The organism is Collinsella aerofaciens, assembly GCF_027679495.1.
GTDB classification, from domain to species: domain Bacteria; phylum Actinomycetota; class Coriobacteriia; order Coriobacteriales; family Coriobacteriaceae; genus Collinsella; species Collinsella aerofaciens_AK.
Genome location: NZ_JAQEKC010000006.1, coordinates 30228 through 52335, shown reverse-complemented (window position 1 = coordinate 52335; position 22108 = coordinate 30228). Strand labels below are relative to the sequence as shown.

Here is a 22108-nt window from a genome sequence, read left to right as displayed (position 1 = left end):
AAACGATTTTCGTCTTGATTTGCGTACGGAATTAAGACGTAAATTGCGCTTTCGTACGCTTATTACCAGACGCAAATTGTTTTCGTCCGGCCATGCGTCCCCAATCTAGACGAAAAGAGCCCCGAGCTCGTATTGAACTGCATCCCAATTCTTGGACGGGCGCCGATGCCCTGATCTCTGCCATGTCGAGGTGCGAGATCAAATCCTTGGCGCGCTCGCCGGAGTGGTATGCCTTGTTCGGCGCCACCTTCCTGTAGAGCTTCTTGAGCTTCGTCTTCCCCTTGTTGCCCGGCGGCATCTCCGTCTCAGGTGGCAGCCCTAGGAAGGACAGGACGCCGGGCAGGTCGCACAGCATCACGTCCTCGATGTCGGCCTTGGCCGCCAGGTCGACGACTCTCTGCGCTGTCGGCGAGATGTTCGGGGTGCTGCTACCGCCCGCTGGTTCGGAAGCTGGCGGGCAGTAGCGGGCAGTAGCGGCAGTAGCGGTGTGGCTCGATAGGCCCGAATATCCGTAAGGAAGGTGCTCGCTCTCATATGTGCTGATATGCCTCGCCTCGCGAACCTTGGGATGCTTCCTGAGGTAATCCCTCAATTCGAGCCACTCTTTATGCTCATAACGCTTCGAAATCGTTTCCCCGTCGACAGTTTCCTTCACATAATGGTATGTTCGAACGCCTTCGAACTTGCCGAACCCGTTCTCGACGCTGAAGTTTCTGAACCAGCGCGAAAACCCATTCAGGTCCATGAAGTTGACTTGGGGATGCCTGTCTTTCGTTCGTTCGAATGAGTGGACGAGCGGAGTGCCTTTGACTTGTTCCAGGCCGAAGGCTTCCATTTCGCGGGCCTGCTCCTTTTTCCAGAATTCGAGATACGACGTCAGCGTCTCGCTTATCGAGATCCTCCGCACGCTTTTCTTGCTTTTGGGCGAGCGAACGCTTCGATCGGCCGCGAACTGCTGCTCAATGAGGATGCTTCTGTTCTCGACGGAGACATCGGACCACGTCATCCCGAGGGCTTCTGCCCTTCTCATGTCGGTGTCGAGCATGAGCATCACGCATGTGATGTGCGCGTCCGGTTCTCGATTGAGTAGGATGTCGAGTAGGCGAGCGGCGTGATGGTTCCTTCGCGGTTGTCGTGGAACTTTTTTGCGTACGAGCCGACGGTGTCCCTCGATTTTTGGACGTAGGTGCCGCTGTTGAGTTCTGCCTTGTAGGCTTCGAGTGCGGCGTCGACCTCTCGGCTTTTGGTGGTATGTATGGTCTGCCACGGCGAATAGCGGTATTTGCCCGTGACCGGATCCTTGCCGAGGCTGTGACGGTAGCGCCACGTGTATTTGTCGCGGCGTTGCTTCGTTCCTTTGCCTATGACGAGAGGTCGGTCGTTCATCGTGTTCCTTGCCTGAAGTGCCTGAGAATCGCGCTCGGTTGCGCGGAATGGCGCAAAGGGCTGGGGCGGGTGGGCATTACCCTTGGTGGTGGGCCCTGCGTGGGGTCACACCCCAAGGGTAATGCTCCGCCTGACCGCTTTCAAGCTCGTTGTGGGTCGAATTTGGGTCGAATTATTCCGCGTACTTTTCTTTCGTAAATCTATGAAAACATCAAATGACCTGGAGTTATATTGACTTCAATTTGGGTCGAAATGTCTGAATGAAACAACGTCGTAGCGACCTCATAACCCGAAGGTCGGTGGTTCAAATCCGCCCCCCCCCGCGACCATGAAACTTCAGGTCGGAAGCATAAAAGCTCCCGACCTTTTTCTTTGTCTAGGGGTTTCGGCATCTCTCGTTCTTTGGGTACCTCGAGGCGGGCAATCAGATAGATGCTTACGAGTATCATAGGGTCTTTTTACGTCGCGGTCGTGTCTCGTACTGGTGCGCCGCTCTTTGTGGGACGTGTCACTTTGCCATAGGTTGTCCGGCGGCGGGGCGCAGGTCGTTCCCCGTGGCGTCGCTCCTTTCGACGCTACGCTGCCTGGCTACTCGTTCCACTGGTGCTTTTTCATGTCGACGCAGCCGTTGTCTCGGAAGGCGACTCCTTCCTCCGTCAGTAGTGCTCGCTGGTCGGGGAAGTTTGGCGCGAGGCGTCCCGCGTGGTTGACGACGCGGTGGCAGGGATAATCGCCGTAGCGATCCGCCTCGCTCAGCACCGCTCCGACCAGGCGAGAGTTTTTCTCCCTGCCGATGAGGCGCGCTATCTGACCGTACGAGGCGACGCATCCCGCCGGAATCTCTGCCACGACGGAGAGAATCTCATAAACCAAATCTTCGTCCAGGACTTTTCCCATCGTATCGCTCCCGTGTTCGCTTTTGCCTTCGGGGGCGCGGCGCCGATCACCCGTGCTGCGATTTTCGCAGCTCCCCTTACCGAAGCATCGAGGGAAAGCGCGTGCGTGTCAAGGTTGTCTGGTCCAGTTGCTGGCTCGATGCCTCGAGATGTTCGCCTCAAGTGCGACCTGCCCCTATTGGAAAAGGATGCCGAAGATGTATTTGGTGATGGCGGAGCGGCGGATGACCCCCACGAGTTTGCCCTCGTCATCAACCACAGGAAGCTTCTTGAACTTCTTCTTCGCCAGCAGCGCGGCGACGCGGGCGATACTCTGCTCGGGACGGGCACACACTACCTGGCGCGTCGCGAAATCCATGACGCAGCGATCCTTCAGGTCTTCGATGCGCTGCTCAAGGCTCTGATCGTCGAAGTACAGCATGGACGCGTCGCCGCCCGTGAAGATGGTGTGAGCGCGATGCTGCGCGATGGCTCCCATGACATCGCCGTCGGAGATGAACCCGACCACCTGGTTGCGCTCATCGATTACGGGCATGCTGCTCACCTCGTTTTCGGCGAGCATGCGCACCACGTCGGAAATCGTGCAATCCTGCGTGCAGGTGAACGGCTCTTCAATCATGATGCTCGAAACGGGCGTCCCCTCGAGCTCGAGCGGGATGCGCTCGGACAGAATCTCGGACATCGCTTATGCCTCCTTCGTTTTCGGTGCGGTTTTCTTGGTGCGCACGCTGAATATGGCGCAGATAAGGGAAACGAGGCCGATTGCCGCGCACACCTTGTAAGCGACGCCCGCGCCCACGGCGGTGGCTACTTGGATGCTCGCATCGACGCCGGCCGACGCGGTGACGCTTGTCATGACCGTGACGATGAGCGCCGTGCACAAACCGCCGGCGACCTGGCGGCCGGTGTTCGCGATGGCGTTGCCGTGGGCGATCATGTCATTTTTCAAGGCATTGACACCCCATGTGTTCACCGGCATGTTCGCGAGCGACTGGCCGGCGGACTGCAGCATGCAGAACAGCGCAACCACCAAGATGGGCGTGTTTACCGTCGAAAGCGAGAGCAGGAACAGGGCGCCGGTCATGAGGGCCAGGCCGACGATCGAGATGGCACGCGGACCGAACTTGTCGAACACCACGCCGGAGATAGGGCTGATGATGATGCCCACCGCCGCGGCGGGAAGCATGGCCATGCCGGTTTCGAAGGCCGAAGCGCCAAGCGAGGTTTGCAGCAGCAACGGCAACAGCGTGTTGGTGACCAGGCATGCGGCGTTGATGAGCGTGACGATGATGGCGGCCACGCGGAACTCGCGCGTCTTGAGCGTGCCCAGTTGAAGCAGCGGGTCCTCGATTTTGCCCTGGCGTACGACAAACAGCACCAAGCACACGACACCCGCGACGATCGAGCCGAGCACCACGGGGTTGCCCCAACCCATCGACGAGGCGCTCGAGAACCCGTAGAGAAGTCCGCCGAAGGCGATGGTGGAGAGGACGACCGAGGGCAGGTCGAGCTTGGGGTTCTTCAGCTCGCCCACGTTTTTCAGCATGAACACGCCCAGCACCAGCACGAGAATTGCGAGGGGGACGATGGCGCCGATCATGGTGCGCCAGCCGTACGTGTCGATCACCGCACCGCCTACGACGGGGCCGACCGCGGGACCCGCCGACATGACGATGCCCGCCATGCCCATAGCCGTTCCTCGTTTCTCGACGGGGAACACCAGCATGGGAACCACCGAGACAAGCGGCATGAGCACGCCTGAGCCCGCCGCTTGCAACACGCGACCGATGATGAGGAACAGGAAATCAGGGGCTGCGGCGCACAGCAGCGTGCCCAGCGCGAACACCAGCGTCGCCCCGAAGAATAGCGCGCGGGTGCTGAACTTGTCGATAAGGAACGCCGAAACGGGGACCATGATGCCGCTCACCAGCGGGTATATGGACATGATCCACTGGGCAGTCGAGGCATCGATGGCGAAATCGGACATGATGACCGGCAGCGCAGGCGACATCACCGTTTGGTTCAGTAGCGCCAAGAAGGCACCCAGGACGACGACCGCGACGATGCGGATCTGGGTACCGGTAATGCGCCCATTGGCGGGCGCGACCGTACAATTATCAGACATAAGCTTCCTTCGTATCTATTCGATTCTTCGCCGAAGGCGCGCCGGCCCACGGGCGAAATAACATGCACGCGCTATGCGTGCATCAGATACGACAGGAAGAAAGCGGCTGCTCAGAGCGCACTTGGGGAACAACAGGAGAGGCCCCGTATACCAGGGGCCGCCGAATTGCGATGTATGCTTTGGTCAAATCCTTCATAGCGGGGAGGTATTCTAGCAGCCGTCTTCGCCCCTTTCAAGGGATGTAACCCAGACGTTGATTTTCTTCACCGAGGCGCCATCGTTGACGGGTGGCGTGCTTCTCTATCGCCACACCGCGGGGCGAGGGAACGCCGCGGCGAGCTTGTACATCGGCTATGTGTGCAGCTGCGAGCGTGTCGCCGGCGCGCGCTGGGCGCCAGTCCGATCCGGCCGACTCTTGCCGACGGTCGGTCGCCGTCCTCCTCCATCTCCGCCTGCTCTGTTTTTGCTCGGCTCCCTTGTCGTATCATGGACGGACGAGAATTGAGCGAAGGCGGTACGTATGAACATCCAGATATTCGGCACGAAGAAAAGCTTCGATACTAAGAAGACGCAGCGCTATTTCAAGGAACGTCGTGTGAAGTTCCAGTTCATCGACTTGAAGGAAAAGGGGATGAGCAAAGGCGAGCTCGAAAGCGTGGCGCGCGCCGTCGGCGGGATCGACGCTGTGATCGATCCAAAGGCGAAAGATGCCGACACGGTTGCGCTCGTACAGTATCTTGCTGCCGACCAGAAGTTCGAAAAGGTGCTCGATAACCAGCAGATTCTTCGTGAGCCCATCGTTCGCAACGGCCGCCAGGCAACCGTTGGCTACGAGCCTGACGTGTGGAAGGGCTGGGAATAAAGCGGCTGGGAATAAAGTGAAGCGCCCACGCCCGTGGTTTTATCCACGGACGCGGGCGCTTGCGTAAGACGTCTCTTGTCGTTTGAGTGGAGCGCCCCGGCGGCGCTGAACAACGCGCCCCGGTGACGTGGCTGAACTCGGGGCTCTTTGTGCCGCACATCTATGAGAGGAGAAATTCGATGCGTACGTGCGCTACTCCATGTAGCCACCCTGAATGGCGGAAACTGCATGCTCGGTAAAGAACTTGAGCGTGCCGGAGGTGTAACGATTAGCCTTGGGCTTCCAAGCGGCTCGGCGCTCGGCCAGGACGGCGTCGACCTCGGCCGGCTCCATCTCCTTGCCGGCGATGCCCACGATGGACAGCGAGCGCTCGGGGATGTTGATTCGGATAAGGTCGCCCTCCTCAATCAGGGCAATCGGACCGCCCACAGCGGCCTCGGGCGAAACGTGACCGATAGCCGGGCCCTTGGAGGCGCCGGAGAAGCGGCCGTCAGTGATCAGGGCAATGCTCGCGCCCAGCTCGGGGTCGCTGGCGATAGCTTCGGTGGTGTAGAACATCTCGGGCATACCGGAACCCTTGGGTCCCTCATAGCGAATGATAACGGCATCGCCGGGCTTGACCTCGTGCGTCAGGACGGCGTGAATGGCGTCCTCCTCGCAGTCGAACGGACGGGCCTTGAGCGTAGCCTGGAACATCTCGCGCGGAACGACGGTGTGCTTGACGACCGCGCCCTCGGGAGCAAGATTGCCGTGGAGGATGGCGATGGAACCGTCGGTGCCGAAGGCCTGGTCAAACGGACGGATGATGTCCTCGCGCTTGAGATTCCACTTCTCAAGGTAACGACCGCACTTCTCGTAGTAACCGTTGTTCTTGAGGTCCTCGAGGTTCTCGCCGAGAGTCTTGCCGGTGGCGGTCATAACGTCGAGGTGGAGCATCGACTTGATCTCCTCCATGATGCGCGGCACGCCGCCCGCATAGTAGAAGAACTGCGCCGGCCACTCGCCTGCGGGGCGAACGTTGAGCAGGTAGTGGGCGCCACGGTGCAGGCGATCGAAATCGTCGGCGGACATCTCGATGCCAAACTCGCGGGCGATCGCGGGAATGTGCAGCAGCGAGTTGGTGGAACCGGAGATGGCGCCGTGGACCATGATGAGATTCTCGAAGGACTCCTTGGTCACGATGTCGCGGGGGCACAGGTTGTGCTCGGAGAGCCACACGGACTGACGGCCAGCCTCGCGCGCAAACTCACGCAGATCGGAGCTGGTTGCGGGCAGCAGAGCCGTGCCGGGGAGCATAAGGCCCAGGGCCTCGGCGGTAACCTGCATGGTCGAGGCGGTACCCATAAAGGAGCAGGCGCCGCAGCTGGGGCATGCGTTGTGCTTGGCAAACTCGAGCTCCTCGCGGGAAATCTCGCCGCGCTCATAGCGGGCCGAGATGGCGCCGAGCTGCTCCAGGGTCAACAGATCGGGACCGGCATCCATGACACCGCCGGTAACGACGATGGAGGGGATGTTGATGCGGCCCATGGCCATAAGGTTCGCAGGCAGGCCCTTATCGCAGCTGGCAACAAAGACGCCGGCGTCGAACGGGGTGGCCTTGGCATGAATCTCGATCATGTTGGCGATCATGTCGCGACTGGGCAGCGAGTAGTTGATGCCGTCGTGGCCCTGGGCCTCGCCGTCGCAGATATCGGTGCAGAAGTAACGGGCACCATGACCGCCAGCCTCGGCAACGCCGGCACGGACCTCCTCGACCAACTCAAACAGGCCGGCAGAACCCGGATGCGAGTCGCCGAACGTCGACTCGATAATGACCTGCGGCTTGTCCAGATCCTCGATGGACCAGCCAGAGCCCAGACGCAGCGGGTCCATCTCGGGGCTGATGGTGCGGAACTTGCCGGAACGCGGCTGCAGCTTGGCAACCAGGTCGGCTGCCTCCTGCTGAATCTGTGCCTTGGTCTTCTCGTCCATGATGCTCTCCTCTTTTGATTTGAACGGTTGTACCAATCGTTGGTTAATGAATCAGGTGTAAATGGGTACCGAGCGATGCGCTCGGCAAAAGATGCTTAGCCACGCGAACTAGGCGAAGAACGAAATCACCAGGGCGCAGGCAAGACCCGAAAGGCCGATGAGCGTCTCCATAACGGTCCAGGACTTGAGGGTGGTCTTCTCGTCAATCTCCAGGAACGAGGAGCACATCCAAAAACCGGCATCGTTGACGTGCGAGAGGGCCGTGGCACCGCCGCAGATAGCACGCATGGCGGCCGAGCACGCAACCAACGACCAGGTCGTCTGTATCAAAGAGCTCCGCGACGAATCCGAGCGCCTGGCCGAGGCCGGTGAGGATTACTCCGCCGCCGCCGACACCGCGTTCCACAATGCCATTGCCGAGAGCTCCGGAAACCTCGTCGTTCCCCGCCTGATGGGCGTGTTCAAGGCATCCGTCCCCCTCTTTATCGACGTGACCGGCAAAAAGCTCGTCGAGGAAACTATCCGCATGCACCGCGATGTGGCCGACGCCATCGCCGCGCGCAATCCCACCGCCGCGCACGACGCGATGTATCTGCACCTGGTGTATAACCGCAACATGATTGCGGAGGGAGCAGAAGCAAAAGGCATTTAGGGCCCGACAATAATCTTTCTTTGGCAAAACGCAGGCGGCGGCTGCCCAACACACAGGGCAGCCGCCGCTTTTTGCAATCGATTGGTGCAAAGGGGTTGACTAGAGCTCGCAGGCAACCTTGTAGCCGTCGCCGATGGCATCGCGGATGTTGCCGCACTTGTTGGCGTCGCCCAGCACGTGGACAGCAACGCCAGCGGCGGCAAGGTCGTCGGCCAACTTGGTGTTGGGACGATAGCCCATGGCAAGCACCAGCGTATCGGCATCGGCGATGGTGTGGACCTCGCCATCCTTTTCGTAGCTGATAGTGTCCTCGGTGATCTCGGTCACCTTGGCCTCGGTCAGCACGTGAACGCCCTTGGAGAGCATGCGCGTGATGAGCACCGCGCGACCGGCACCGCCCTCGTTGGCGGCGAGCGTCTTGGTCATCTCGATGACGGTGACATCGCGATTGGCCGGCGACAGGTCGTTGACCAGCGGGGCCAGGTAATCTGCCGTCTCGCAACCGACGGTGCCGCCGCCCACGATGACGATCTTCTTACCCGGGAAAGCCTTGCCGCCCAGCAGGTCGTCGGCCGTCATAACCTGCTTAAAGCCCTGCATGAAGGCCGGAGCGATGGGCTCGGCGCCATAAGCCAGGACAACCTCGTAACCCGCGTAGTCGCGCTGAATGTCCTCGGCAGTAAGCTCGGTGCCAAATATGCACTTCACGCCCGCCTCGGCCAGGCGGCGATACTGGTACTTGATCACGCGGGTGAGCTCCTGCTTTGCCGGCGGCACGGCCGCGATGCGCATCTCGCCACCCGGTTCGTCCTGTTTATCCACGAGCACCACGTTATGACCGCGCTTGGCGGCAATGTAGGCTGCCTCCATACCCGCAGGACCAGCACCCACAACGAGTACGTTCTTGGCCTCGGCGGCAGGCTCGTAGCCAGCCTCGTCGCGCTCCACGTCCGGGTTGACGGTGCAGGAGATGCGCTTGCCGAACATGATGCCGTTCAGGCAGCGCAGGCAACCGATGCAGGGGCGGATGTCGTCGGCGTTGCCGGCAGCAGCCTTGTTGCAGAACTCGGCATCGCACAGATTGGCGCGGCCCATCATGCAGATATCGGCAGCACCGTCCTCGATCAGCTCCTCGGCAATCCATGCCTCGTTGATGCGGCCGACCGTGGCGACGGGAATGTTCACATGCTTCTTGATCTCACGCGAGCAGGCGGCATGCGAGGCCTGCTGCGTACCGGCGGCGGGAATCGCGGAGCCGCGCTTGATGGTAGTACCGCCCGACACGTGGATCATGTCGACGCCGGCTTTCTCCAGGCGACGCGAGACGTAGATCATGTCGTTGAGGGTCAGGCCGCCATCGGTGTACTCATCGCCCGAGATACGGACGTCGATGATGAAGTCCTTGCCGCAGCGCTCGCGAATCTCGGCGATGACCTCGAGCAAGAAGCGCATGCGGGCGTCGAGCGAGCCGCCGTACTCGTCGGTGCGTTTGTTGTAGAGCGGAGTCAAAAAGCCGCCGAGCATACCGTGGGCGTGCGCCGCATGGACCTCGACGCCATCGACACCGGCCTTCTGCATACGCACGGCAGCGTCGCCAAACTGATGCGTGAGCTCGTGAATCTCATCGACCGTGATGGGGCGCGGCGCCTCGCGGGCATAGGACGGGCCCACAAAGGACGGAGCGATCAGGCGCGGCGTGCCCGGAATGTTAAAGGCCATGTAGGCGGGGTGGAAGAGCTGCGGCATGATCTTGCAGCCGTACTCGTGGACGGCTGCGGCGAGCTTTTCCCAGCCGGGGATAAACGTGTCGTCGTAGCAGCACATGTCACCCGGCAGATAGGTATAGGTGGGCTCGACCGTCACGACCTCGGTAATGATGAGGCCCACGCCGCCCTTGGCGCGGGCACGGTAATGATCGACCAAGTCGTCGGTCACATAGCCGTGATCGGCCAGGTTGGTGGACACCGGCGGCATAAAGACGCGGTTCTTGACCTCGGTCGTACCGACCTTGATCGGGCTAAAGAGCATCGGGTAGGCGGATGACTCCATACAGGCTTCCTTTCGTTTGAGCCGCTCGGCGGCAGTTGCTAACGTACCTATCGTATCAGTATCCGCCGCATTCGCACTCGCTCGCACTCCCCACCTTCAATCCCGACCCTCACAAAAAAGTTGCGGTGGAATACGGAGTAGATAAGACTTTTGACAGGCAAAACAGTCCGTATTCCACCGCAACTGATGGGCGGAGTGGAATTGAGGGCTCAGATAGTCAGTCATGCCCTCATCCGCCACTCCCTCACCTACAGTGCGCCGTCCAGCATAAGGTTCACCTTGAGCACGTTGACCGTGGGCTCGCCGAAGACGCCGAGGAAACGGCCCTTGGTGCACTGGGCGATGATCTCGCGCACCTCGCCTTCGCTCTTGCCCGTGGCCTTCGCCAGGCGCGGGACCTGGTACTCGGCGGCATCGGGGGAGATCTCCGGGTCGAGGCCTGAGCCGGAACACGTCACCAGGTCGACGGGCACAGCGTCCATATCGGCATCGGGGTTGGAGGCGCGAATCTTCTCGACGCGCGCGTCCACAAGCTGCCGGTACTCCTCACTCGCCGGGGACAAATTGGACGGGGTGCCGTAGGCCATGAGCCCACCGTCCTCCCCCTCGACGATAGTCACGTTCTGGATGCGGCCCCACATGTGGTCCTCATCCTCGAAGTTCTGGCCGATCAGCTCGGAGCCCACGATCTTGTCGTCGACCGTAATGAGCGATCCGTTCGCCTGGTACGGGAACGCAACCTGGGCGATGCCGGTCACGACGAGCGTATAGCCCAGGCCGCAGACAACGGTAAACAGCGCGAACACGCCCAGTGCGCGCGATGCAACACCTTTGAACATACAAACCTCCACTTACATAATGCCGCAGAACGCGAGCAGCATGTCGATGAGCTTGATGAATACGAACGGGGCAACGATGCCGCCCAGACCCCACACGAGCAGGTTGTGGGTCAGCAGCTGTCCGGACGGGACCTCGCGGTACTTAACGCCCTTCAGCGCGGCCGGGATCAGCGCGACGATAACGAGCGCGTTATAGATGATGGCCGAAAGAACCGCGGACAGCGGGCTTGCCAGACCAAGGATGTTGAGCGCGCCAAGGCCCGGGTAGATCGGCGAGAACAGGGCCGGGATGATAGCGAAGTACTTCGCCATGTCGTTGGCCACCGAGAAGGTCGTGAGCGAACCGCGGGTCATGAGCAGCTGCTTGCCGATACGCACGACCTCGATGAGCTTGGTGGGGCTGGAGTCGAGGTCGACCATGTTGCCGGCCTCCTTGGCAGCCTGGGTGCCCGTGTTCATGGCCACGGCGACGTCGGCCTGGGCCAGAGCGGGCGCGTCGTTGGTGCCGTCACCGGTCATGGCGACCAGGTGCCCCTCACGCTGGAACTCGCGGATCTTCTCGAGCTTGCCTTCAGGGGTGGCCTCGGCCAGGAAGTCGTCAACGCCGGCCTCGGCGGCGATTGCCGCGGCGGTGAGCGGGTTGTCGCCCGTCACCATGATGGTCTTGATGCCCATCTTGCGCAGGTCGGCGAACTTCTCCTTAACGCCGGACTTGATGATGTCCTTGAGGTACACAACGCCCAGCACGCGACAGTTCTTGGTCACGACCAGCGGGGTGCCGCCGGCCTTGGCGATGCGCTCGACGGCCTCGTCGCACTCCTGGGAGAACACGCCGCCAGCTGCCTCCACATAGGTGCGCACGGAATCGGCAGCGCCCTTGCGGATCTCATTGCCCTCGTAGTTCACACCGGACATGCGCGTTGCCGCGGTGAAGGGGATGAACTCCATACCCTTATCCTCGAGCGTGCGACCGCGCAGACCGAACTGCTCCTTGGCGAGCACGACGATGGAACGACCCTCGGGGGTCTCGTCGGCCAGCGAGGAAAGCTGGGCGGCATCGGCCAGCTCCGCGGGATCGACGCCATCGACCGGGATGAACTCGGCGGCTTGGCGGTTACCCAGGGTGATGGTGCCGGTCTTGTCGAGCATGAGGATGTCGACGTCGCCGGCGGCCTCGATGGCGCGGCCGGACATGGCCAGCACGTTGGCCTCGTTCAGACGGCTCATGCCGGCGATGCCGATGGCGGACAGAAGGGCGCCGATGGTAGTGGGAGCCAGGCACACGAGCAGTGCCACGAGCGTGGTCACGGCCGTGGGGTTGACCATGTCGTTAAGACCGGCCGAGAAGCAGGAGTAACAATACAGGGCCAGCGTGACCAGGATAAAGACGATGGAGAGGGCCACCAGGAAGATCTCCAGAGCGATCTCGTTAGGGGTCTTCTTGCGCGCGGCACCCTCGACCATCGCGATCATCTTGTCCAGGAAGCTCTGGCCGGGCTCACTGGAGATCTTGACGATGATCCAATCGGACAGCACCGCGGTACCGCCGGTAACGGCAGAGCGGTCGCCGCCGGCCTCGCGGACCACGGGGGCGGACTCACCGGTGATGGCGGACTCGTCAACGGAGGCAGCGCCCTCGATGACGTCGCCATCGCCGGGAATCTGCTCGCCGGCGCGTACGATCACCAGGTCGCCGCGCGTAAGCTCGGTGCCGGGAACGACGGTGAAGTGTTCCTTGTCCTTAACGGACTCGATGCGATGGGCCTCGACATCCTTCTTGGCCGCACGCAGGGAATCGGCCTGAGCCTTACCGCGGCCCTCGGCAAGCGCCTCGGCGAAGTTCGAGAACAGGTCGGTGAGCCACAGGATGACCGCGATGGCGACCACATAGTAGGTGGGCACACCCGCGTCCTGCACACCGAAGATGGAAGCGACGGCCAGGACGGAGGTCATGACGGCGGAAAGCCACACCAGGAACATGACCGGGTTTTGAATCTGGACGCGAGGATCCAGTTTGGCAAACGAGTCGCGGACCGCGCGGCCCATCATGTCTTTTTGCATAGCCATAAATCTGCGCCCTCCTTTACGCAATCATCTGGAAGAACTCGGCAACGGGGCCAAGCGCCAGAGCCGGGAAGAAACTCAGGGCACCGATCAGCAGAACGATGAACACGAGCAGGAATACGAACATGCCGTTGGTGGTAGACAGGGTACCGGCGCTCTCGGCGACCTTACCCTTCTTGGCCAGCGAGCCGGCGATAGCCAGCGTACCGATGATGGGCATGAAGCGGGCGAACAGCATCTCGAGGCCGAGCATGACGTTGATCCAGGGAATGTTGCAGTTCATGCCTGCAAACGCCGATCCGTTGTTGCCGCCGCATGAGGTGAAGGCATACAGCGCCTCGGAGAAGCCGTGCGCGCCACCATTGTTGAGCTGGTCGGCAAGACCGGGCACCATGCAGGCGATGGCCGAGCACACCAGAATGGCAAACGGAGTTGCCAAGCACAGGACAACTGCCCAGCGCATCTCGCCCGGCTCGATCTTCTTGCCCAGGAACTCAGGCGTGCGTCCGACCATGAGGCCGGCGATGAACACTGTGAGGATGGCGAAGCCGATCATGCCGTACAGGCCGCAGCCCACGCCGCCGAAGACGACCTCGCCCAGAGCAATCTGGAGCATCTGGATAAAACCGCCCAGCGGAGTGTAGGAGTCGTGCATGGAGTTAACCGAGCCGTTGGAAGCAGCCGTCGTGAAAGCGGACCAGGTAGAAGAGGAGGCGATACCGAAACGGCTCTCCTTGCCCTCCATGTTGCCGCCGGCCTGGCCGTCGGTCATCTCGATATTGACCGCTCCGCCATCGGCCAGCTGCGGGGTGCCCGCATGCTCGTTGACGGCAATGATGCCGGTGAAGATCACCAGCAGGATGAACATGGCGGCAAAGATGGCCTTGCCCTGCTTGGTGTTCTTGACGCCGATACCGAAGGTGAAGCAGCAGGCGGCCGGGATCAGCAGCAGGCTGGTCATCTCGATGATGTTGGTGAAGGCACTGGGGTTCTCATACGGATGAGCGGAGTTCACGCCGAAGAAGCCGCCGCCGTTGGTGCCGGACTGCTTGATGGCGACCTGAGGAGCCGCGGGACCCTGGGGCAGGAACTGCTCGGTGACCACGCGCGCGCCCTCGACAACCTTGCCGTCGACCTTGACCGTGTCGCCCTCGATCTGGGCGCCGTCGATGACGCTCCAGCCGCCGTCTGCATTAGGCTGGACAGCGACGGGCTCTACGAGCTCGGCCTTCTGAGCCGGCTGGAAGTTGGAGATGACGCCACCGGCAGCCAGGCAGATGCCGAACACGAGGTTCAGCGGGATGAGCACATACAGGACGGTGCGGGTGAGGTCGACCCAGAAGGAACCCAGACCCTGCTCCTTGACCTGACGGAAACCGCGGATGAGCGCGAACATGACCGCGATACCGGTGCCAGCGGACAAGAAGTTTTGCACGGTGAGGCCCATGAACTGCACAAGATAGGACAGGGTGGTCTCACCGGAATAGGACTGCCAGTTGGTGTTGGTTATGAAGGAAACAGCCGTATTGAACGACAGGTCCCATGACACACCCGGCAGGTGCTGGGGATTGCCTGGCAAGAAGGACTGAAGCGCTTGGAGTGCCACTAGAGCCACGAGGCCGATCCCCGAAAAGACCAGCACGCTCGCCAGATAGCGCCTACACCCCATCTGCTCTGCCGCGTCGATGCGAAGCAGACGATAGACGCCGCGCTCCACAGGAGCAATCACAGGCGACAGGAACGTATGCTCACCATCCATGATATGGGCCATGAACCGACCGAGCGGAACGGCCAGGACGACGAGCACGGCAAAGTACAAGATGTACTGAATCGCAGCGTCCATAGTTTACGAATCACTCCTCATCAGAATGTAGATGTAATAGATAAGAAGTCCAATGCAGACGACTCCGATGATGGGAATGAGGATGTTCATTTACCGCCCCTTTCACGCACGGCCCGATGTCTCGGACGCCTGCTCTCGCAAGCGTCTGGGGACAGTAAACGCTTCTAGGGATTAAAGAGGCGTGAGGGCCGGGGCTCACGACCTTAAGATGCCGTAAAGATGCAGGTAGAAAGCACTATTGCTGCTGCAGTGCGCCTATACTCGACCTCGCGAGCATACAGCGGCGTCCTCACCGCGTATGCACGCATGGACAACGCTTCAGAAAGGCTACGCTATGCAGCGCGACGCATCGGACACTCGCGTCAATCCAGACCTCATCCTCAAGGCAATTGAGAAAGACGAGGTCGCCGATGACGCTCGAACCAGCCGGGGACACCTCAAGATTTTCTTTGGCTACGCTGCTGGCACAGGCAAAACTTATGCGATGCTTCAAGCCGCCCACGCCGCCAAGCGGCGAGGTGTCGACGTCGTCGCGGGATACATCGAGCCGCACGAACGTCCGGCAACTGCCCATCTTGCACAAGGGCTTGAGAACGTGCCCTATAAACTCATCGAGTACAACGGCATTACGCTCAACGAGTTCGATCTAGATGCGGCTATCGAACGCGCCCCTCAGCTCATCCTCGTCGACGAGCTCGCCCATACGAATGCACCGGGGTCTCGCCACGACAAACGCTATCAAGACGTCGAGGAACTTCTACATGCGGGCATCGACGTCTATACGACCGTGAACGTTCAGCATATCGAGAGCCTAAACGACATGGTTGCATCCATCACCGGCGTTGTCGTGAGCGAACGAATCCCCGACCGTATCTTCGATGATGCCGACCAGGTCGAGCTCGTCGACATAGAGCCCGAAGACCTACTTGAGCGCCTTCGCGCCGGCCTCGTCTACCGTCCCGCACAAGCCGACCGAGCGCAACAGCATTTTTTTACCGTCGAGAACCTCACCGCACTCCGAGAAATCGCGCTGCGCCGCTGCGCCGATCGCACCGGCCGCCTCACAGACGCCGCACGCGTGCTGGGAAACCGTGACTACTACACCAGGGAGCGTATCTTAGTCTGCGTCTCCCCGGCGCCGACCAATCCCCGCATCGTCCGTGCCGCCGCACGCATGGCGAAAGCGTTTCGCAGCGAGCTCGTCGCCCTGTTCGTAGAGAGCCCGCGCACGCAAGCCATGAGCGATGATGAGCGCGCCAAGCTTGCAGCCAATATCGCCCTAGCCGAGCAGCTCGGAGCGCATATGGAAACCGTCTATGGCGACGACGTCGCGTTTCAGATCTCCGAGTTCGCGCGCCTGTCGGGTATTTCGAAGATCGTCATGGGGCGCACGGGCGAGCACAGCAGCGTCCGTCAGGCTCTCTTCGGCCGCAAATCTCTCGTAGAACAGCTCATAACATTCGCCCCGAACCTCGACATTTACATCATTCCAGACCAGTCGACTCCGCCCTCCCGGCCCAAAGGACGCCGCCGTGCGCTCGCCCCGCAGCCGCCCAGCAGCCGAGACGTGCTTCGCACGCTGGCCCTCTCTCTTGTCGCCACGGCGATCGGCACGGCTTTCCGCCATCTGGGATTTGCCGATTCCAGCATCATATCCCTCTATATCCTCACGGCCCTGCTGACCGCCGTCACCACGACGGGGCGTATCTGCACGATTGTATCGAGCGTGCTCTCTGTAGTGCTTTACAACTTCTGCTTCGTCACGCCTCTGTTTTCGCTCGCCAGCTACGACCGAAGCTATCTGGTCACGTTCGGCATCATGTTCGCTACCGCTATGGTCGCCGGCGAGTTAACTGCGCGCATCGCCGACAACGCCCGCACCTCCGCCGAGAACGCATTCAAAACGCGTGTACTCCTCGAAACGAACCAGCTCTTGCAGCAAGCCCATAGCGCGGAGGAGTGCGCCCGCGTCGCCATGAACCAACTCATCAAACTGCTAAAACTCGACGTGGTCTTCTACCCTGCCGAACACGGCACGCTCGGCAAGGCGCTCTATGAGTCCGCTGGCACCGAAAACCGATCCGCGTCGCTGTTCACCGACTATGAGCGCGCCGTTGCAACCTGGACCTACACCAACAACAAGCGCGCGGGCGCAAGCACGCGGACCCTGCCTGAGGCGCGCTGTCTCTACCTCGCGGTTCGCACCGGCGACAAGGTATTCGGTGTCATCGGCATCGACCTGGAGGGGCGCGAGATCGAAGCCTTCGAGCATTCGATCGTCCTATCTATCGTAGGTGAATGCGCCTTGGCGCTCGAAAGCGACCGGGCGGCGCAAGAGCGCGAAGAGGCTGCGGTCTTGGCGAAAAACGAGCAGCTGCGCGCCAACCTTTTGCGCTCCATCGGCCACGATTTGAGGACACCCCTCACGGCTATATCCGGATCTGCGGCAATCCTTCGGAAGAGCGACGAGAAGCTCAGCCTCGAACAACGCTGCGATCTTGCCGATGCCATCTACAACGACTCCCTCTGGCTTATCGATACCGTGGAGAACCTCCTCGCCATCACACGCGTCGAGGACGGCACCATTCGCCTCAACCTCACATCCGAGCTCATCGACGAGGTCATCGAGGCCGCCCTCAGCCATGTCGCCCAAGCATCGCATGGACGTACCGTCACCATCGAACACACTGACGACATCCTGCTGGTACGCATCGACGTCCATCTCATCATGCAGGTGCTTACGAACCTCATCATGAACGCCTTCAAATACACTCCCGAGGACTCGACTGTCACCATCAGCGCACGTCGCGAGGGTGCGTTTGTCGTGGTGGACGTCGCAGACGATGGGCCGGGTGTGGCAGACTGCGACAAGCCTCATATCTTTGAGCGCTTCTTCACCTCAAGCAATACGCGGCCCGTGGATTCGCGTCGAAGCATCGGCCTTGGGCTGTCGCTCTGCCGCTCCATCGTGGAGGCGCATGGCGGCGTCATCGAAGTTCGCGACAACCACCCCCATGGGGCCGTCTTCCGTTTTACCCTGCCCGCCGAGGAGATCGAGATTCATGAATAATGCCGCTAAGCCACGCATCCTCCTGGTCGAAGATGACCTGACCGTTCAAAACCTCGTTTCGACCGCGCTTGACCTCCACGGCTATGTCGTCAGCAAGGTATGCAACGGCCAGGCCGCCATCATGGATGCGGTGTCGCACGGCCCCAGCCTCATCATGCTCGACCTCGGCCTTCCCGACATTGACGGTATCGAGGTCATCACGAAGATCCGAAGCTGGTCGGCAGTCCCCATTATCGTCATTTCGGCGCGCACCGAAGATTCCGACAAGATTGCAGCACTTGACGCAGGGGCAGACGACTACCTCACCAAGCCCTTTTCTGTGGATGAGTTGCTCGCGCGCGTCCGTGCGAATTTGAGGCGCTCCTCGATGGCGTCGAGCGAGTCGACAGAAGCGAGCACGTTTGACAACGGTCCGCTGCATATCGACTACGCCGCGGGATACGCGACGAAAGACGGACGCGAGCTCTCGCTCACCCCAACCGAGTACAAATTGCTCGTCCTTCTGGCGAAAAACGTCGACAAGGTGCTCACCCACACCTTCATCACCCGCGAGATATGGGGCACGAGCTGGGACAGCGATCTGGCGAGCCTGCGCGTGTTCATGCGCACCCTGCGCAAGAAGATCGAGGCAGACCCCTCTCACCCCAAGATGATTCAGACGCACATGGGCGTCGGGTACCGCATGCAGCGTCTCTAGCCCACCCCACAAAAAGTTGCGGTGGAATACGGAGTAGATAAGGCCTTTGACAGCCAAAACAGTCCGTATTTCACCGCAACTGATTTAACGAGACCCCAAAATACTCTTCGACTCGCCGCGCTCTCCCTCAAATGCGCAAAGCGCCCCGCGAACGGATGCTCGCGAGGCGCTTAGATGTCTGGGCCTTACTTGATTCCGCGGCCCAAGTCTTCGGCGATTTTGTCCACGCCCTTAAGTGCGGCGCACGTCTTTTTGTTGGAGCAATGCCCCGTGCAAACGCCACCCTGAGCGCAGTCGGCGCAGGTGCCCTTGCGGTAGATGCGCACGCATACCGCGACAAACGCAATACCAATAACAGCCAGTACAACAATATCGATAGGTGCCATAGCAAGCCTCCTCTAGTTAACTACCACTTACTTTACCCCATTCTCCACCTACCAAAAAGGGACAGGTTTGTTTTGGTCGGTTTTATCTGCGGAAACGCCACATCTCTCCCACCAAAAAGCCCGAGTGTCGCTGGGACACCCGGGCTCGTGGAAAGGGGTTAATCCTTTTTCGGACTTAAGCGGAAACTGCGGCGGAAGCAGTGTTGGTCTCGTCCTCATCGGTCCATGCATGCTTGGGCATGGGTCGGAAAATCTGGAAGAGCATCGCAACCAGCAGCACAATGGCCACAACCGTCCAGATACCAAACTGCCCAAGGACAAGCAGGTTGTAGAACTGGTTGATGAACAGGCCGATCACCCAAGCGAAGGCGCACTCGTAGCCGATGGCAATCGCGGTCCACTTGCCAGAGTCCATCTGGTTGCGGATGGTGCCAATGGCGGCAAAGCACGGAGCGCACAGCAGGTTGAAGGCGCCGAAGGCCACGCAAGCGCCCATGGTGGGGAACATGCCGGCAAACGCGGTCCACAGGCTCGGGTCGTTCTCGCCCGCGTCGGCGACGGACAGCAGCGAGCCGGCGGTGGCGACGACGTTCTCCTTGGCGACGAGGCCAGAGACGGTCAGTGCGGTTGCCTGCCAGGTGCTAAAGCCGAGCGGGGCGAAGATCCAAGCGACCAGGTTGCCCAGCATGGCGAGCACGGAGTAGTCCATGAACTCCTCGGGGATGCCGTCCATCGCAGGCAGGAAGCCAAAGGAGCCGTTGTAGCTACCAAAGTTGGAGAGGAACCAAACCACGACGGTGGACGCGAAGATGACCGTGCCGGCCTTCTTGATAAAGGCCCAGCAGCGCTCCCACACGTGCAGCGCCCAGGAACGGATCGCCGGGAAGTGGTAGGCAGGAAGCTCCATGACAAACGGGGTCGGACGGCCGGCGAAGAGCTTGGTCTTCTTGAGCATGAGGCCCGAGGCGATGACGGCAAAGACGCCCAGGAAGTAGAAAAGCGGGCTGATCCATGCGGCCGTGGTGGAAGAATCGCCAATGATGGAGCCCATGAGCAGGGCGATGATCGGCAGCTTGGCACCGCAGGGGATGAACGTGGTGGTCATGACCGTCATGCGGCGGTCCTTCTCGTTCTCGATGGTCTTGGTGGCCATGACGCCGGGGACGCCGCAGCCTGAGGACACGAGCATGGGGATGAACGACTTACCGGACAGGCCAAAGCGGCGGAACACGCGGTCCATGATAAAGGCGACGCGGGCCATGTAGCCGCAGTCCTCCAGGAAGGACAGCATCACGAACAGCAGGAACATCTGCGGCACAAAGCCGAAGATGGCGCCCAGGCCGCCAACGATACCGTCGCAGACCAGCGAATCGACCAGGCCACCGTCCTCGGTGCCACCCGCCACGAGGGCGTCGTGCACCATGGTGGTGATACCCGGGACATAGGGGCCGTACTGTGCCGGGTCGACCGAGTCGGCGTCGTCACCCGCGGCCTCGACAGCCTCATCGTAAGCATCGCGGCCCTGACCGAGCACATACCAACCGTCGGTGCCAAAGAGCTGATCGTTGGTGAAGTCGGTCACCGTTCCGCCCAGGGTGGAAACGGCGATGTAGTACACGCAGAACATGATGACCACAAAGATCGGCAGGCCCAGGATACGGTTGGTAACCACACGGTCGATCTTCTCGGAGGTGCTCATCTTGGCCGGGGCCTTGGTGAGGCACTCGTCGATGATGTGTGCGATCACGCCGTAGCGCTCACCGGTGATGATGGACTCGGCGTCATCGTCGCAGTCCTGCTCGCACTGGGCGACCAGCTGCTCCACGCGAGCGGCCTTCTCCTTGGTGAGGTTGATGAGCTTGCAGGCGTCCGCGTCGCGCTCAAACAGTTTGACGGTGTAGTAGCGACGCTTGTTGGCGGGAACGCTCGCCGGAAGGTTGTTCTCGATGTGCGTCAGAACGTCCTCGATGGAGGAGTCGAACTTGTGCTCCGGCACCTGGCCCTTGGAGGCAGCGGACTTTTTGACCTGCTCGAACAGCTCCGTGATGCCCTTGTTCTTAAGGGCCGAGATCATCATGACCGGGCAGCCGAGCTTCTTGGAGAGCTTGTCCGTGTCGATCTTGTCGCCGTTCTTCTCGACCAAGTCGGCCATGTTGAGGGCGACGACCACGGGCAGGCCGGTCTCGATGACCTGAAGCGCCAGGTACAGGTTGCGCTCGAGGTTGGTGGCGTCGACAACCTGGACGACCACATCGGGCTCGCCGCTCATGAGGTAATCGCGCGAGCACTGCTCCTCGGGGCTGTAGGGGGAAAGCGAGTAGATGCCGGGGAGGTCCGTGATGGTAACGTTCTTGTCGCTTAGGAGCTTGGCCTCCTTTTTCTCAACCGTGACGCCGGGCCAGTTGCCAACGTAGCCGTTGGCGCCGGTGATCAGGTTGAAAAGCGTGGTCTTGCCGCAGTTGGGGTTACCCGCCAGCGCGACATGGATCTGAGAATCCGCCATTCAATCCTTCTTCCTTGTGTGCCCGCGCTGCTTTCTCCGCACGGGCTGGATAATGTGCTTCAAAGATGCTGCATTAAGTTAGAAAAACCTAACTTTATCTGCAGAAATATACGTCGCAAGCCCTTACTGAACCTCGACGACGGCCGCCTCCTCCTTGCGGATGGAAAGCTCGTAGCCGCGCACGTTGATCTCGACCGGATCACCGAGCGGTGCAACCTTTACGACCTTGAACGAAGTGCCCTTGATGAGCCCCAGGTCCATAAGGTGGCGGCGAAGCGCACCCTCACCGTGAAGCTTGACGATGGTAGAGCTCTCGCCCACCTTAACGTCACCCAACGTCTTCATCCTCTTGTCCCCCTTTCGGTTTTTATCAAATGCTGCAGACTAACCGACGGTCATGATGTGCATGGCAACCTTGGAATCGATACCAAAGCGTGCGCCCAGCACAGTGACGATGATATTGGCGCCACTCGAGCTCACCACGTGGATTTCGTTGCCCTCGACAAAGCCGAGGTCCTTGAGGTGGTGCTTCATATCCTCATTGCCCTTTACACGAGACACGCGCACGGTTTCGCCCGCTTTTACCATCGAAAGCGGCATTGCCGGCATCTGCGGTCCGCAAGACATGAGTGGCTCCTAACGTCAGTTCGTCCTCAACATCGACGCGTTAAAAGTTAACCACGTCTATGTTCGCTTTAGTAAACTAGCACGTGGTTAACTTTTTGGAAAGGGTCCCCATTCAGATTTCGAAAAAGTTTCCTATAC

General features: G+C 60.6%; 19 protein-coding genes. 4 read left to right on the top strand and 15 right to left on the bottom strand.

Features of this window, described 5'->3' with window-relative positions:
* Positions 1 to 31: 31 nt before the first annotated feature.
* The 5 genes from PGW49_RS03560 to PGW49_RS03540 all read right to left on the bottom strand — a co-directional run bounded on the left by PGW49_RS03560 (position 32) and on the right by PGW49_RS03540 (position 4407).
* Positions 32 to 1045, bottom strand: coding sequence for a site-specific integrase (locus PGW49_RS03560; protein ID WP_263633761.1), 1014 nt, complete (start codon positions 1043 to 1045; stop codon positions 32 to 34).
* Between the two features lie 5 nt (positions 1046 to 1050).
* A complete protein-coding gene (locus PGW49_RS03555) occupies positions 1051 to 1386 on the bottom strand; it encodes a hypothetical protein (RefSeq protein WP_006234743.1) in 336 nt (111 codons plus the stop codon).
* Positions 1387 to 1974: 588 nt separating this feature from the next.
* Entirely contained in the window at positions 1975 to 2283 is a 309-nt protein-coding gene (locus PGW49_RS03550) for an MGMT family protein (protein ID WP_006234744.1), read from the bottom strand.
* A 174-nt stretch (positions 2284 to 2457) separates the two neighbouring features.
* The gene (locus PGW49_RS03545) at positions 2458 to 2964 is read right to left on the bottom strand and encodes a CBS domain-containing protein (protein ID WP_006234745.1); all 507 of its coding nucleotides are present in this window, start codon (positions 2962 to 2964) and stop codon (positions 2458 to 2460) included.
* 3 nt (positions 2965 to 2967) lie between these two features.
* Positions 2968 to 4407, bottom strand: a complete 1440-nt coding sequence (locus tag PGW49_RS03540; RefSeq protein WP_270225546.1) for an MDR family MFS transporter — start codon at positions 4405 to 4407, stop codon at positions 2968 to 2970.
* A gap of 520 nt (positions 4408 to 4927) precedes the next feature.
* Here PGW49_RS03540 and PGW49_RS03535 point away from each other — a divergent pair.
* Positions 4928 to 5269: an arsenate reductase family protein gene (locus PGW49_RS03535; protein ID WP_270225545.1), complete on the top strand. Its 342-nt coding sequence runs from the start codon at positions 4928 to 4930 to the stop codon at positions 5267 to 5269.
* Positions 5270 to 5461: 192 nt separating this feature from the next.
* On the opposite strand, the gene ilvD is transcribed toward PGW49_RS03535, so the two are convergent.
* Together ilvD and PGW49_RS03525 are read right to left on the bottom strand one after the other, a co-directional pair.
* Positions 5462 to 7240: a dihydroxy-acid dehydratase gene (ilvD, locus tag PGW49_RS03530; RefSeq protein WP_270225543.1), complete on the bottom strand. Its 1779-nt coding sequence runs from the start codon at positions 7238 to 7240 to the stop codon at positions 5462 to 5464.
* A 108-nt stretch (positions 7241 to 7348) separates the two neighbouring features.
* Entirely contained in the window at positions 7349 to 7528 is a 180-nt protein-coding gene (locus PGW49_RS03525) for a GntT/GntP/DsdX family permease (protein WP_205217223.1), read from the bottom strand.
* On the opposite strand from PGW49_RS03525, the gene PGW49_RS03520 reads away from it, so the two are divergent.
* Positions 7527 to 7892, top strand: a complete 366-nt coding sequence (locus PGW49_RS03520) for a FadR/GntR family transcriptional regulator (RefSeq protein WP_270225541.1) — start codon at positions 7527 to 7529, stop codon at positions 7890 to 7892. The two genes, PGW49_RS03525 and PGW49_RS03520, sit on opposite strands and share 2 nt — an antisense overlap.
* A gap of 99 nt (positions 7893 to 7991) precedes the next feature.
* On the opposite strand, the gene PGW49_RS03515 is transcribed toward PGW49_RS03520, so the two are convergent.
* The 4 genes from PGW49_RS03515 to kdpA form a co-directional block, all read right to left on the bottom strand.
* Positions 7992 to 9941, bottom strand: a complete 1950-nt coding sequence (locus PGW49_RS03515; protein ID WP_270225539.1) for an NAD(P)/FAD-dependent oxidoreductase — start codon at positions 9939 to 9941, stop codon at positions 7992 to 7994.
* Between the two features lie 248 nt (positions 9942 to 10189).
* The gene (gene kdpC / locus PGW49_RS03510; protein ID WP_270225538.1) at positions 10190 to 10780 is read right to left on the bottom strand and encodes a potassium-transporting ATPase subunit KdpC; all 591 of its coding nucleotides are present in this window, start codon (positions 10778 to 10780) and stop codon (positions 10190 to 10192) included.
* Positions 10781 to 10792: 12 nt separating this feature from the next.
* Positions 10793 to 12847, bottom strand: coding sequence for a potassium-transporting ATPase subunit KdpB (gene kdpB / locus PGW49_RS03505; RefSeq protein WP_270225537.1), 2055 nt, complete (start codon positions 12845 to 12847; stop codon positions 10793 to 10795).
* A gap of 16 nt (positions 12848 to 12863) precedes the next feature.
* Positions 12864 to 14687 carry a potassium-transporting ATPase subunit KdpA gene (gene kdpA, locus PGW49_RS03500; protein ID WP_270225536.1) on the bottom strand — a complete coding sequence of 608 codons (1824 nt, stop codon included), beginning with the start codon at positions 14685 to 14687 and terminating at the stop codon, positions 12864 to 12866.
* Positions 14688 to 15021: 334 nt separating this feature from the next.
* Between kdpA and PGW49_RS03495 the strand changes: the two genes are divergently transcribed.
* Positions 15022 to 17757, top strand: a complete 2736-nt coding sequence (locus tag PGW49_RS03495; protein WP_270225535.1) for a sensor histidine kinase — start codon at positions 15022 to 15024, stop codon at positions 17755 to 17757.
* Complete coding sequence (locus PGW49_RS03490; RefSeq protein WP_117583373.1) at positions 17750 to 18454, top strand: response regulator; 705 nt, start codon at positions 17750 to 17752, stop codon at positions 18452 to 18454. The genes PGW49_RS03495 and PGW49_RS03490 overlap by 8 nt, the downstream gene beginning before the upstream one ends.
* A gap of 185 nt (positions 18455 to 18639) precedes the next feature.
* On the opposite strand, the gene PGW49_RS03485 is transcribed toward PGW49_RS03490, so the two are convergent.
* The 4 genes from PGW49_RS03485 to PGW49_RS03470 form a co-directional block, all read right to left on the bottom strand.
* Positions 18640 to 18840 carry a hypothetical protein gene (locus tag PGW49_RS03485; protein ID WP_035136858.1) on the bottom strand — a complete coding sequence of 67 codons (201 nt, stop codon included), beginning with the start codon at positions 18838 to 18840 and terminating at the stop codon, positions 18640 to 18642.
* A gap of 175 nt (positions 18841 to 19015) precedes the next feature.
* The gene (gene feoB, locus PGW49_RS03480; protein WP_270225534.1) at positions 19016 to 21343 is read right to left on the bottom strand and encodes a ferrous iron transporter B; all 2328 of its coding nucleotides are present in this window, start codon (positions 21341 to 21343) and stop codon (positions 19016 to 19018) included.
* Between the two features lie 123 nt (positions 21344 to 21466).
* On the bottom strand, positions 21467 to 21688 hold the full coding sequence (locus tag PGW49_RS03475; protein WP_006234774.1) for a FeoA family protein: 222 nt from the start codon (positions 21686 to 21688) through the stop codon (positions 21467 to 21469).
* Between the two features lie 39 nt (positions 21689 to 21727).
* Positions 21728 to 21970, bottom strand: a complete 243-nt coding sequence (locus PGW49_RS03470) for a FeoA family protein (protein WP_022094360.1) — start codon at positions 21968 to 21970, stop codon at positions 21728 to 21730.
* Between the last annotated feature and the right edge of the window lie 138 nt (positions 21971 to 22108).